The 13,233-nt window shown below is 31.5% G+C and carries 13 protein-coding genes and 1 pseudogene; 9 read left to right on the forward strand and 5 right to left on the reverse strand.

Going from position 1 to position 13,233, the window contains the following annotated elements; genetic code table 11:
* Window positions 1-8 precede the first annotated feature (8 nt).
* From AC1PU0_RS15830 to AC1PU0_RS15845, 4 genes are all read right to left on the reverse strand, one after another.
* Window positions 9-1,040: a DUF4238 domain-containing protein gene (locus AC1PU0_RS15830; protein ID WP_206848879.1), complete on the reverse strand. Its 1,032-nt coding sequence runs from the start codon at window positions 1,038-1,040 to the stop codon at window positions 9-11.
* Window positions 1,028-3,277, reverse strand: coding sequence for a hypothetical protein (locus tag AC1PU0_RS15835; protein ID WP_479998574.1), 2,250 nt, complete (start codon window positions 3,275-3,277; stop codon window positions 1,028-1,030). The genes AC1PU0_RS15830 and AC1PU0_RS15835 overlap by 13 nt, the downstream gene beginning before the upstream one ends.
* Window positions 3,265-4,614, reverse strand: coding sequence for a hypothetical protein (locus AC1PU0_RS15840; protein WP_479998575.1), 1,350 nt, complete (start codon window positions 4,612-4,614; stop codon window positions 3,265-3,267). Before AC1PU0_RS15840 ends, AC1PU0_RS15835 begins: the two co-directional genes overlap by 13 nt.
* Before the next feature lie 400 nt (window positions 4,615-5,014).
* Window positions 5,015-5,329: a hypothetical protein gene (locus AC1PU0_RS15845; RefSeq protein ID WP_206848876.1), complete on the reverse strand. Its 315-nt coding sequence runs from the start codon at window positions 5,327-5,329 to the stop codon at window positions 5,015-5,017.
* A 94-nt stretch (window positions 5,330-5,423) separates the two neighbouring features.
* Between AC1PU0_RS15845 and AC1PU0_RS15850 the strand changes: the two genes are divergently transcribed.
* From AC1PU0_RS15850 to AC1PU0_RS15890, 9 genes and pseudogenes are all read left to right on the forward strand, one after another.
* Window positions 5,424-5,636, forward strand: a complete 213-nt coding sequence (locus AC1PU0_RS15850; RefSeq protein ID WP_206848875.1) for a helix-turn-helix domain-containing protein — start codon at window positions 5,424-5,426, stop codon at window positions 5,634-5,636.
* 89 nt (window positions 5,637-5,725) lie between these two features.
* Complete coding sequence (locus AC1PU0_RS15855; RefSeq protein WP_206848874.1) at window positions 5,726-5,947, forward strand: helix-turn-helix domain-containing protein; 222 nt, start codon at window positions 5,726-5,728, stop codon at window positions 5,945-5,947.
* Between the two features lie 174 nt (window positions 5,948-6,121).
* Window positions 6,122-7,354, forward strand: a complete 1,233-nt coding sequence (locus tag AC1PU0_RS15860) for a hypothetical protein (RefSeq protein ID WP_206848873.1) — start codon at window positions 6,122-6,124, stop codon at window positions 7,352-7,354.
* 280 nt (window positions 7,355-7,634) lie between these two features.
* Window positions 7,635-7,952, forward strand: a complete 318-nt coding sequence (locus tag AC1PU0_RS15865) for a hypothetical protein (RefSeq protein ID WP_206848872.1) — start codon at window positions 7,635-7,637, stop codon at window positions 7,950-7,952.
* The gene (locus AC1PU0_RS15870) at window positions 7,952-9,022 is read left to right on the forward strand and encodes an AAA family ATPase (protein WP_206848871.1); all 1,071 of its coding nucleotides are present in this window, start codon (window positions 7,952-7,954) and stop codon (window positions 9,020-9,022) included. The genes AC1PU0_RS15865 and AC1PU0_RS15870 overlap by 1 nt, the downstream gene beginning before the upstream one ends.
* A 92-nt stretch (window positions 9,023-9,114) precedes the next feature.
* The gene (locus AC1PU0_RS15875) at window positions 9,115-9,633 is read left to right on the forward strand and encodes a hypothetical protein (protein ID WP_206848869.1); all 519 of its coding nucleotides are present in this window, start codon (window positions 9,115-9,117) and stop codon (window positions 9,631-9,633) included.
* A gap of 275 nt (window positions 9,634-9,908) precedes the next feature.
* Complete coding sequence (locus AC1PU0_RS15880; RefSeq protein ID WP_206848867.1) at window positions 9,909-11,087, forward strand: Rep family protein; 1,179 nt, start codon at window positions 9,909-9,911, stop codon at window positions 11,085-11,087.
* A gap of 93 nt (window positions 11,088-11,180) precedes the next feature.
* Window positions 11,181-11,462, forward strand: a complete 282-nt coding sequence (locus tag AC1PU0_RS15885; RefSeq protein ID WP_206848865.1) for a helix-turn-helix domain-containing protein — start codon at window positions 11,181-11,183, stop codon at window positions 11,460-11,462.
* 58 nt (window positions 11,463-11,520) lie between these two features.
* Window positions 11,521-12,859 (forward strand): annotated as a pseudogene (locus tag AC1PU0_RS15890) (site-specific integrase).
* On the opposite strand, the gene rpsI reads toward AC1PU0_RS15890, so the two are convergent.
* Complete coding sequence (gene rpsI / locus AC1PU0_RS15895; protein WP_010762225.1) at window positions 12,839-13,231, reverse strand: 30S ribosomal protein S9; 393 nt, start codon at window positions 13,229-13,231, stop codon at window positions 12,839-12,841. The pseudogene AC1PU0_RS15890 and the gene rpsI sit on opposite strands and share 21 nt — an antisense overlap.
* Window positions 13,232-13,233: the final 2 nt, after the last annotated feature.

Consider the following 13,233-nt stretch of genomic DNA (forward strand, 5'->3'; position numbering starts at 1 on the left):
AATAATATTTATAAATCTTTATTTTCAATCAAATAGGGAACTTCTTTATTAATATAGTTTTCATGAAAATCTTTTAGTGATTGATCAACTGATCTATACTTTGTCTCATCTACAATTCTTTTTCTCATTTTAGTAACTATCTTGCTTTTTTCTAAGGAGTATACTTTAGAAAATGCATGTTCTACAATAATTTTTTGAAACAAATTGGCTGTTGAATAACTTGCTTTTACGTAGAACTCCTCAAATTCATCTCCAATTTTAGTATAGAGTAATTTATTTGGTGAAAGAGGAAAAATTATTTCTGTACCTATATTTCCAAATCCACCATTAAAATCATAGTCATCTTTACCATAATAGTTTAAAAGGATCACAGGATCATCCGATGTAGTCCAGTAAAAATTATTAGGTGCATCATAGATACGCCAACTAACAGTAATCAATGATTTATAAGTCGTTCCCAATAAATGTTTCATACACATTAGCCAACTAGATTTACCTGCATAAGTCTCTACTTTCAAAAAATTATTTTTTTCTTCATCTTCTAGCATCTCTAATTTTAGGGGTAGTAATTTGTCAATCTTTCCAACCTCTCTTTTGGGTAGACTGCCTTTCATCGTTAATTCCTTATCAATTTTTCTACTCAGTTCTTCAACAATTTCTGGAAATGTTTTTTGTATTATACTTTGTGACCAATAATATCCAGACAAGGTTCTAATAAATTGTCCGACTACTAACTTCGAAATATACTCAAAATCCACACTATTTAAAAATTCATAACTGTTCACTTTTTCTATCAAACTACCATATCTCATTTCAAACTCTTCCGAAAAATAATTTTCCATTTCATCATTCAATTCTCCATCATCTAAGTAAAGATAAAGATAATTCACAGTTGCTGTATTTGAAATAGAAACTTTATTCCATTTTGGTACCTTTTCATGTGAAACTAGTAGCCTATATTCATATAATTTATTTCCTGTTGCCCATTGCTTAAGATAAACTTTAGGAACGTAATGGTTTTTTATTTTCAACTTTTCCAAAGACTAGCACCTACCTTTCTCTCATTTAATGTAGTTGTACCGATATTAATTTGTTTCAGTATCCATTCACAATACTTTTTATAGACATTGGCATCATCAGATTCAATAACGTCTTTTGCAATTTCCAATTTATTAGCAAAAGGGCAAAAATATATGTTATTATCCTCTTGTAATTCTAAAAGAAAATCGATGTATCGGTCTATGTTTGGAGATATATTGATAAAATACTCATGTGCCATTCCTAGAACACTAACCCCATTACATCTATCTTGAATAAAAGAATCCTCTACAATAAATAAGTTTGAAGCATCATAAGCACTTTGAATACTATTGGCATCATAACCAAAATATCTTTTAAAATCTGGATGTATAAACCCCGCTTCGTTACAATTCGTTACTTTAGAGACTAGTTCTAGTATCTCATCTAAATAATCTAAATGCTGCTGAAATTGTTCTTCACTTCTTTCAATAATTACCGGTCTACCTTCAATTACAGATAATTTTTTCACATCATATCCTTGTTCTGCTTCTTTGTTGAGTATATCTGATAATCGTTTTGATATATCTAAATCAATGTATAGCTCAGTAAAATAGGGTAAAATGTCTCCTAGTTCATATTTCTGCAAAAAAATTAAACTCGATATACTTAATTGCATTTTTTTATTTATGTCTTGTGGAATAATTTGACCTAAATTAAAAACAAAATTATTATCATTATAGAAAGTATAAATAAAATTAAATAGTTCGTCTTCATTACATAAGTATTGGACACATCCTGTATAACTGTACTTTTCCATTAATTTTAACATTTCACTTTTTGCTTCGCTATCTCTTTCCATAAATGTGACAATTTCTGAAAGGTCCCCGTTGTCAATCGTAAATGACTTAATTGGGCTGTTACTATTGTTGTCCCCCATACAAAGTGGCAACATTTTATTGTAAACAAATCTACTTAATGGAATTTTTTGAACTATTCTATATGTTCTTTTTCCAATTATTACATTTGCTTCCTCATTTTTAAGTAGGAGGAGACGATATTCTTTGCTATTATTCCTTATGATTTTATATTTATCGAGATTTTCAAAATCCCAATCTAAAGGAAGCGTAAGTATTTCAAGTTTTTTCTTTCCATCTATCAATTTGTAATAGTAATGACGTGAACCTGATATTTTTGATAAGTCTCTTTCATCATCATAATCTTTTAACGAATCTAATTTTTGAAGAACATAGTTCTTTCCTACCTCTTTATTTTGAAAATTAGTTTCTATCAGCTCACGTAACAAAATTTTACTACCTCTTATTGGATCAAATCCAAAAGCAATCATCCCATAACCTGCATTCAGTCTAAAATCAATATTTTGAGAAAAACTACCTCTTTCAATTAAACTCTCAATTTCTGCATTATCATTTAGCTTAATTTTCGCTGCCAATTGTAGACTTAATACTTGTTCATTCAGATTTTTCTCTTTACGTACTCTATTAATAATCGCTCTATACTGTTCTAAAAGTGAGTACACTTGGAGTTCAATCATAAATAATTTTTCATTTATTGTTTCACGCTGTTCATTCCATTTAATTATTTCTAGAATGTATAATAAATTATCTTCATCTCCATTTTGTAGTAACTTTGTACAAATTACTTCCGATACCATTTCAGAGAATGTTTCTCTTAGATTTATCCACAATTTTTTTGCAAAATCTACATTATCATATTTATATATAAAGTTGCATAAAACTCCAACTTCCTCCTCATTTTTAATTGTTAGACTAATCTGATTAACATGAGTTAGTTCTTCTTCTGTAAGCTGGCAATTATTTTCAGTCTTGAATATATAGATTCTTAAATAGTGTACCTCTGAAAAAATATAATACTTTTTTGTTAGGTCATCAACACTGTCAAACTTACTAGGATCACCTAGTTGTATCAAAGCTTCAATGAAAAAATCACTAAGGAGAGTCCTCATTTTTTCAGAAATCGTATTCAAAGTTTCAATTATATTATTAATCTCAGTCAGAATTAAAATATATTCCTTTTCCTCAGCAAGAGCTACAAATAAAAAATATAGTAAGGTACAATCTGTTTGCTTCTCTTTTCCTCGTAAATATTTAATTATTTTTTGATAATCTCCTACCATTAGCAAAGACTGAATGATTGCAACGTCCTGTTCATCTGTTAATCCAAACTCATTATCTATAAATTCTTCAGGTTTTATTATTGATGAAATTAGATTAAGCATATCCTCTCCTTGTAGTAGAGAGAGCCTTCTTTTTTTAATGAGTTTAAATACTGATCTAGCTCATTATAATAAATTTGAAGTTGATTGATTTTTTCAGGATTTTTAGTCATCAGAACATCATTTGCAGAACCTCTAAAATAATTAATAATTTCCAATACTTTAACATTCTTATTCCCCATTACTTGATTGAACATTTCAGAAGCTCTCAAAAATAATGAATTATTTGAAAAACCTATACCTAATAGATATAGAAAGTCTTGATTATACTTATAGTTAATTTCGTAGGCTTCAAGTTTATCAATAGAAATAGATTGTGTTTCTATTTCATAAAATAGAATGTACAGTTCTTTTTGATAATCATTTTCCCACGATATCTTATCAACTTCTCTTTTTGCATCTGTTTCGTTAAGCGATGTAGCCATTGATATAAATACTTCACGATCATAATAAACTTGATATCTATCATCTAGCTCAGAAATCTTTTCTAGTTTCTTCTTCGCAGCTTCGAATTCTTTTCGATAATTATCTAACTTTGCTAAAAAAATCAAGACCTTATTGAAGGTACTCTTTTGAAGCAATTTATATCGATCATCTTTTATAAAGGATGACGACAACACTATTGCACTTTCAAAATCAAAAATAAAATCCTTAGAAATATATTGTTCAATTTGAGGAATAGCTTGTTTTAAGAATTCTGAATCGTCATCATAAAAATCACTCTCTCTTATCTCTTTTGTTACTTCTTCTACTACTTCTTCAAAATTCTGTAAAATAGCATCCTTCGATTGAAATTGATTTTCATTGAATGCTTTATAGACCGCTAAACTAGCGGGCATGCTTCTTCTAGTAATATGTATTTCATCCACAACTTGATCAAAATCTATTTCTGTATCCAATTTATTGAAACTCAGTGACTTATAAGTATTTCCAGATTGTGACAATTCATTTATTATTTCCACTAATCCAATTACATCTAAATATTTAAAAAAAATTTGTTTTTCAAGAATTAATCCTTTATCAAACACCTCCTCAACTAAAAATACTAGAACACCATCTAGTTTCAGAAAATTTCTATATGTTTCAATATCAAATTTTCTGAAAACTGATGTAACTTCAGAAATTGAATTAACTCTTTTTCCTTTGACTTGAACGGGAATTGTCCCTCCAAAAGTACTGATTTTCCTTTCAGCTTCCAAATAAAAAATTAGTTCACCATCTACTGAAATCCCAGTATCCGCCTTCTCCAATTTCCCTGAAACTCTTCTTGTTCTTTCAGAAATATATGCATTAACTGTGTCTACAGCAATTTCCTCAATTCTTGAATTATCTATTTTCATGTCTTTCTCCTTATTTTTTAATTTAACTCAAACTATTAAGCCATTACAAGCTTGCCTTTCGAAAGAAAGTATCACAATATTTAAAATAATTTACTATGCATTATTAATAACTATCTTTTTCTAAATATATAATTCTACCAACAAATTGATTATATCAAAAAAAGCAAGGTAATTCTCAAATAGAATTCTTTAACTCATAATAAAAAAACTCTCGCTTCAAACAAGAATGTTCGAAACGAGAGCATGCATTATCGACTAGGCTAATGCCAACCTAGTATTAAAAAGCCAGTGTTCACGCACTAACTTTTCTATTTTAACAACAATTACCGTTGCTGTTAACAAATTTTAGTTAGACTGAGCAATCAAAGTATTCTAGATTAATAGATAACCTAAAAATCAATCATTCAATCTCTTTCTTCACTGTTTCCTTTTCCATCAATCTTTCAATCTTCATTTCCAAAGTATCCACACTCAATACAAAATTTTCATAGAACACATTGAATATTCTCGATTGTGAATGAAATTCTTTCATAATTTTTTTCTTATTCAATGGAATCTCCTGATTACTAAAGAATTCTTTCATCGAGTGTAACGATTCCTTCCATGATAGTAATTGTTCAAAATGATCTTTCAAATCAGAAATATCTTGTTTCGTAATTTCCTTGATTGGCTGATTATTTTTTGTCAGCAAAACTTTATTACTTTTATTTTTCATAACAATTCTCCTAGATATTTAATTATTATGCGTTTTTTGCATAAAACACTGTATGCGAAAATTGCATATTATACAATGAAATTGAGGTGATTGCATGTACTATCGAATTCGTAATCTACGTGAAGATGCTGATCTGAGTCAAGAACAGATGGCAAAAATTTTAAATATCAGTCAGACAACCTATTCTCGTTACGAAACGGGGATTTTGGATATTCCTAGCCAATCTTTAATTAAACTTGCTCAGTATTACTCAACCAGTATTGATTACCTATTAAACTTAACCGATCAAAGGACACCTTATCCATAGCTCTGATTTATATTATCATTTTATGCGAATACCGCATAAAAGTCAATATGCAAAAAACGCATAACGTAAAATTATCTTGAGGTGATTTTATGTATTATCGAATTCGCGATTTACGTGAGGATAAAGATTTAACCCAAGAACAATTAGCAAAGCTTTTAAATGTCAGCCAAACAACCTATTCTCGTTACGAAACTGGAAATTTAGATATTCCTAGTCAATCGTTAATCAAGCTTGCTCAATATTACTCAACTAGTGTCGATTATCTTTTGAATCTGACAGATCGTAAAACTCCTTATGACCAAAACAAATAGAAAGAAGAATGAGATCATCTTAGATTCCATTCTTCTTTTACGTTAATTATTAAATATTTCATGCTTTCTTCCATACGTGACTTTTCACCTTGTATATAAACCAGAAAAAACTTTATAAGGATATCTTTTATGTATATACTATTAGTATTAAATACTCAGAAAAGTGGTACATATATGATTGACTTGGAAAAATTATTGATTATCAGAATTTCTTCTCGTTTTAAAGAACTAAGAGAACAAAAATATCGAAAAATTTCACCTGACTTAATCGCAAATGGACAAAAGGCTGCCATTTTAAGAATAGAGCAAGGGAAAAACGTAGACAGCAGGAACTTTATTTCTGATACATTATTGAATAGCTATTCTGAGTATTTTAATCTGCAAAAGAATGAATTAATTTTCGGAAGAGAAGACGAGTTCGAAAAAGATACTAAGCTTATCTTTTATGAAATGTTCCTTTCAATTGTCTTAAAAAATTTTACAGAGCACAACTATTTTCTAGTAAATAATGGACAACTAGAGTTAACGGTGGAAAAAGCTTATATAAATCTAGCTTATTCTTTTGCTGACTTTGGTAGATGGCATGCTTTACGAAGAGATAAAGCATTGGAAGACGAGCACTCGTGGGAAAAAGAAATGATTGACTATATCTCTATCTATAAAATTTTATGGAAACTTTGCAAAAGAAAAATTATGCGCTCCCTTGAAGAAAAAGTAATCTATGATATTTTCAATGAGACAGATGGCAAATTTCACTTTAATCGGATCAATGAAAAATTTAACAAGTGGTTACGTTCTGAATTTGCAGACCGTATTGTTCAAGAAATGATTGAAAAATTAGAGGTTAATAGCATATTCAAAATAGGATTTATGGCGAAAAGTTTAATCGATAAATTTTTAACTCACAATCTACCTGAATCTCATTTAGAAAATATCCCACTAGAAGAATTTTATTTACCTGAAAAGAGTTACTATATTAAACCAAATGAATTCAACGATGAAAGCATTTCTTTATTTTCAGAAGAGATGGCTAGACTCGAAAAGCTAACATCAAAAAAGAATTTAACTATTGAAGATTTTAAAGAATTAAGTAACCATAAATTCCACCAAGAAATACAGGGGGTAACCGACAATAGCAGTTCTTTTATAAACGAGACTAGAATCATTAGTGCTGATTTATTTCTAAACTATGTTATGAGTACCCCAGATATTTTTGATAATATTCATGAGTTAGATCGTAAAGAACAAAAAATACCCGGAATTTTAACTGTTAATAGTCATGCATCTAATTTATTACAACTAAAAATAAGTGAAGTAATTGAACCTATGGTTAATGATTTAGTAAGATATCAAAATATTTTTATCAACTGCATTAAGTGGGAAGAACTCGAAGACTTTGCAAAGTAGAATTCTTAATATTACTATCCAAAAGAGCGACTATTCTGTTTGCTCTTTTTTAGTTTATTCTTAGGTTTTCAAATTGGTGTTAGTCAGCTATTAAAAATAAGTCCTTTTCTATAGAATTTTCAATAGAAGAACAGATGTAGAATGTAATTATCAAAGATCAGTGCATGACACTTTGATAGCTCAGTCGAATGGGTCGCAACTCATTCAACTTGAAAGAAAGGAAGTTGCGAATTCTTCTCTTTCACTACTAAACCATTAAAAATCTAGGAGGATTTTATCCATGAAAACATCATTTACTCAATCAAACCAATATTCAGAAGCAACCGCTCGAAAATTTATCGTGACAGACGTACCCACTCAATGTGTCACTTCATTCATTGAAACCCAACATGAGTATGTAGACAAGCAACGTACTGATAACATCAAAGGCTATAAACTCTGGTTTGTACAAAAGGGCTTGAATCCGTTTAGTGTAAAATTTGAAAAAGAGCCTAACTTACCGCCCTTTCTTTCCATTGTAGAATTTGATAATTTACAAGGAATCGAAATTCGAAATAATGTCTATTTTAAGGCGGACGGTTTCAAGGTAATTAAATAATGGATAGAGTAGCTATTGAAAAATATTTGAATCAAAGTTTAAACATGGCACTCTCTATGAACGGAGAATCAACGTATACCAATTCTTTTTATGTAGAAGTTCAGGAGGACGGATTTTTATTCGTCCCCCGCACTCCTGCGGGTTATTTGATTGATGATGAGCTATATAAAAAAATTTTCATTATTGCAAATGCTAGTCTTTATCCACAGTATACACTTTTAAAACAAAATTCAGCCTATTTTATGCCACTTGATACAGAAGATATTCACACACAACGAGCCTTATTCTTTCCTTGGTTCAAAGGTATTAGCGAACGACTGATTATCTCAAATTTAACAGAATACGCTTCTACGACTAAAGAAAGTCAACTTCCTATCATGAAAAATTTAGCAATTGATTATCGAAAAGTCACAAGTATTGTGATTGCTGGAAATTCTGGGAGTGGGAAATCTTACTTCCTAACTTATATTTTGGAAATCTTAAATACAATATCTACACTTATCATTATTGATCCTAAATTTGATAGCCCTTCGAGATGGGCAAAAAGTCGTAATTTATCTGTTATCCATCCACAAAGTAATCGCTCGAAAAGTGATTTTGTTAGCCAAGTTAATGATGCCTTAAGTTCTGTACTAAACACGATTTACGAAAGGCAAGAACGTTTATATGAAGACCCTACACATGAATTTGAACATCTAACTATCGTGATAGATGAAGTTCTCGCACTCTCTGAAGGAGTAAACAAACAAATCAAAGATTCTTTCATGTCTCTACTTAGCTCAATCGCTTTGTTAGGTCGTGCAACTAGCTGTCATTTAATTTTGGTCTCACAACGCTTTGATTTTAATGCTGTACCTGTAAGTGTACGAGAGCAGGCAAATGTATTGGTTCAGATTGGCAATATCAGCAGTAAGACCACTCAATTCCTATTTCCTGATTTAGACCCCGAAGGAATTGTTATTCCTATTGGAAAAGGAACAGGTTTGATACAGGTAATCGATAGTGAACACCCTTATCAAGTATTGCCACTTCTCACCCCTACATTTTATACAGAAAGAGGGATTCTATGATAAAAAAATCGTATTTCATTAAAACCTACAATTTTATACAGCTTTTAAGCTCAGTACTCCTTCTCACATTTATCTTTTTGATGTTATTTAAAATGATACAAGTGTACACGAAATCTGATTCCAGTACACTTCCACTAGTTCAATTTCAGTCTATTCTGTTTAAAAAGCTAGTGGTTTCACTTCAATGGATTAGTATCGTCACGTCCATCTTACTACTCGTTTTACTTTTAGTAGAAATTATCAAACGACTGAAAAATGATTCTCTACTTAATTTAGGGAAATCATATCTTGGTACGTTGCGTTTTAGACGTTTTTTAAAACAATCTCAACAACTTCCTAAAACCAATAACCAGTTAAATGAGAAGCTCCAAACGGAAGACAAGTCAGTCACTCGATTTAATCTAGCAGTTAGAAAATCGGTACTTGATTTAACGCAAGACCAGTTAACCTTATTTATCAAAGTTCCTAAAGAAGCACAAGCTCAAAAAATACTGAAAGAGCATGAAGAACAAATAAAGGAACATGTAGCAAGTTTCTATTCGGACTATATTATCTCAACCTTTGAGCGTAAAAAATTTACTCTGTGGCTAATTGGTATAAGACGAAATTAATTCGTGGTGCTTTTGCTCGGAACGAAAGCAAAAAAAGCACCACAAACACCACTACAACTTATTTTTTACATTCTATAGCCAAATTTCAATCAAAACCTACAATCAACGCGGTGGTAGGGCTTGTTATACCACCGCATGTAACATTGTCAAAAGTTCAAAAAAATCGAATAACACCAAACGATCCAAGTATTTTTAGCTAAATTCGGAATTTGTCAAAATTAGGCGAAAGTCTTGATGAAGTTTAACTAAATTAGATATGAAAGGAGCTTGTCAACATGGCTACACCAAGAGCAGTAAATGTGATGTATGAACAGCAATTAAGACATCTACCCAAATCGATTAAAAGAAAAACACTCGCAAGTATCTTTAAAACCTTAACCACGCAATTACAACCTGTGAAGATTGCAGGAATAATTCATGACAAAGATATAAATGAAAAAGGCGAACCTATTGAGAAACACGTCCATATAGTTCTGCAGTTTAAAAATCCCAGAAGTTTGGAACAACTCGCAAAGCTTATCAATGAACCACAAGTATCTGCTTTTCAACAATGGCGAGGAAATGTCAATAATGCCTATTCGTATTTGGTTCACCAAACAAATGAAGCCCAAGAAAAATATCTCTATCCTATTGAAGAAGTCAAAGCAAATTTTGATTATCCATCTTTGTTAAATGAAATTTCAAAAAAAGTAAAACAAATAGGTTCAGCAAAAGATAGCGAGATCATTAAAGATTTGCTCGACCGATTAGGTGCTGGCGAACTCTCTAAAGAAGATGTCATTGCCAGTTTAACAGGGTCACAATTTGCCAAAGCAAAAAAACAAATCAATGATGTTCATCAGCAAGTCCAAGCCGAGAAAGCAAAAATCTGGCTTGCTCATCGAAAAGCCAAGGGCGAACCTATTACAGTACTATGGATTTATGGTCGTTCAGAAACAGGGAAAACCGTTCTAGCAAAGAAATACGCAACCGCAGAACAAGGACACTATTTTATTACAGGTTCATCAAATGATAGTTTTCAGCATTATGAAGGGGAACACATTGTTATTTTAGATGAATTACGACCGAAGACTTTTCCTTATGATGATTTATTAAAAATGCTTGATCCTTATGGAGAAAATCCTAAAGCACCCAGTCGATTTTTTGATAAATCTCTTATGGTTGACCTGTTCATTATCACTTCCCCTTATAGTCCAAAGCAATTTTATGATGAAATTTTTGGAAGAAAAAAAACGATCGATTCTTTTAAGCAGCTTCAACGAAGAATTACGTTTGTTCAGTTTATGACACCAGATTATTTTGAAATACAGGAATATGATTCTTTTTTACAAACCTATGTCCCTATTCCAGACACAAAAAAGAAAAATACTTTAGTGAATACACTGAAACAGCAAAATCAACTGCATGGGTTAGAAACATATAATAAGTTCAAACAATTTTTAGATGAAAATTAATTCAGAAGAAAGGTGAGATCACTCTATGAATAAATTCACTGTTCAAAGTAACAAACCGCTAAAAGAGTACAATCAATATCCAAGGTACCAAGCTTGAATGAAGTAGAAATTTTACTCAGTAATGAACAATTAAGCAACATAAAAATACAAATTTCTACTCTGATTCTTACTGAAATTGAAAATACTAGAAATCAGGTCAATCTTAATTGTAGGTACATGAATAAAAAGCAAACCTGTCACTATCTACAACTATCCAACAACACCCTAGATTCTTGGATTAAGCAAGGATTACCTGTTATCAAAGTCAATGGCTCAACTCGTTTCGATAAAACCTCTATTGACAAATGGCTAAAACAACTAGAAAAAGCACCTTAGAGTTTGTATAATCAAGTCATAGTATTTGATTTCGGCTCGCATTTCGGAGGTAAATACTATGGCAATTACAAAAACTACTAATAACACTTATCGTTTAAGACTTTATTACCCCCAAGACATTCAAAACCTATTGGGGGTAGAAAAGCTTTACTCGAAAACATTTAAAACAAAAAAGGAGGCAAATGAAGCAGAGATTGATTTCTATGCCAAAATTAAAGAAGTACGTGAAAACAAAGACAAGAATGCTTTTGAATTAGGTGGAGAAGCTCTGTTCAAAGATTTTTATACGGATATTTGGCTAGATGCTTATACGTCAGGACTTACTTCAACAAATACGAATCCGCCAACAATTGTAACAGTTAGCAATACAAGAGATGTATTCAGACTGCACATACTACCAATGTTCGGTAAATACACACTGAATTACCTCAACCAAAATAAAGTGTTAGTTTTGCAACTAATGACAAAAAAGGCTATTGAATACGCCAACTTCAAAACATTAAGAAGCTATGTAAACTCGATTTTTGACTGGGCTGAGGAATTAGAATACATTGAGCGGAACAAGCTTGAAAAGTCTTTAAAACGTATTAAAGCGACTAAAAAGAACCAATTAAGGCAAGCTAGGAAAGAAGAAGATTTATATTTGTCATTTGAACAATTACAGGAATGGCTTATCACTGTTCACGAAGATTGGCAGAACGAACTTCTATCCTTTCAAGACTACATTCTTTTCCAGACGACCTTTTTCTTATCTGATCGCAAATCTGAAACTTATGCCTTAAAATGGAAACACATTGATTTTTCAAAATCACAAATTTCTATTGGCAAAGCACTAGACAAGTTTGGTAACGAGAAAAATACAAAGGGAAACAAAACAACCATTTTTCATATTCCCATTGAGCTGAAAGAATTATTACTTGAATGGAAAACACAACAACAAATAGAACTAGCTCAGTTTGATATCGAGCAAACAGAAGAACAGCTTGTTTTCACATTTAATGATCGTAAAGGCAATATCAATCAACCACTTCATACTGACTACCTAAACTATCGAATGAAATCAATTGAACGTAGGCATAAACACTTAGCACATGCGACACCTCATAAATTGAGACATACTGGAGTAACCTTAGCTAGACAGTCTGGTACTTCTTTAGAACAAATTTCAGAAGCTCTAACTCACAGCGATACAACTATCACGAAAGTTTATGTGAACACGCCAAATGTCATTAAAATGCCTGTTGGTGAAATTGCTTATCGCAAACTAGCTCAAAATGGTGCTGTCCTGAATGGTGTCAATAGTGGTGTCAACAATGAAAAAAGACGCTTCACAAACTAAGTTGCGAAACGTCTTGACTGTTGATATAAAGCGAATATTAACGCTTAGAGAATTGTGAAGCTTTACGGGCTTTTTTAAGACCTGGTTTTTTACGTTCTACCATACGGGCATCACGAGTAAGAAGTCCAGCGCGTTTTAAAGCAGCACGGAAATCAGGATCTACTTCTAATAATGCACGAGCGATTCCGTGACGGATCGCACCTGATTGACCAGAGTAGCCTCCACCGTTAACGTTTACCATTACATCATAAGCGCCTTTAGTTTCAGTTACGCCAAATGGTTGGTTGATAACTTCACGCAAGTCAGCGTGTGGAATATATTCTTCAACATCTTTTTTGTTTACAGTAATTTTACCAGTACCAGGTACTAAACGTACGCGGGCAACTGCATTTTTACGACGGCCAGTGCCGATATATTGTACTTGAGCCAATG

The sequence above is a fragment of the Enterococcus sp. XAF26B05_ASV22 genome, from assembly GCF_056727285.1.

Coding starts and splice junctions, on each gene's coding strand:
- AC1PU0_RS15835 (WP_479998574.1), bottom strand. CDS start 3,277: ATGCTTAATCTAATTTCATCAATAATAAAACCTGAAGAATTTATAGAT.
- AC1PU0_RS15840 (WP_479998575.1), bottom strand. CDS start 4,614: ATGAAAATAGATAATTCAAGAATTGAGGAAATTGCTGTAGACACAGTT.
- AC1PU0_RS15845 (WP_206848876.1), bottom strand. CDS start 5,329: ATGAAAAATAAAAGTAATAAAGTTTTGCTGACAAAAAATAATCAGCCA.
- AC1PU0_RS15850 (WP_206848875.1), top strand. CDS start 5,424: ATGTACTATCGAATTCGTAATCTACGTGAAGATGCTGATCTGAGTCAA.
- AC1PU0_RS15855 (WP_206848874.1), top strand. CDS start 5,726: ATGTATTATCGAATTCGCGATTTACGTGAGGATAAAGATTTAACCCAA.
- AC1PU0_RS15860 (WP_206848873.1), top strand. CDS start 6,122: ATGATTGACTTGGAAAAATTATTGATTATCAGAATTTCTTCTCGTTTT.
- AC1PU0_RS15865 (WP_206848872.1), top strand. CDS start 7,635: ATGAAAACATCATTTACTCAATCAAACCAATATTCAGAAGCAACCGCT.
- AC1PU0_RS15870 (WP_206848871.1), top strand. CDS start 7,952: ATGGATAGAGTAGCTATTGAAAAATATTTGAATCAAAGTTTAAACATG.
- AC1PU0_RS15875 (WP_206848869.1), top strand. CDS start 9,115: ATGATACAAGTGTACACGAAATCTGATTCCAGTACACTTCCACTAGTT.
- AC1PU0_RS15880 (WP_206848867.1), top strand. CDS start 9,909: ATGGCTACACCAAGAGCAGTAAATGTGATGTATGAACAGCAATTAAGA.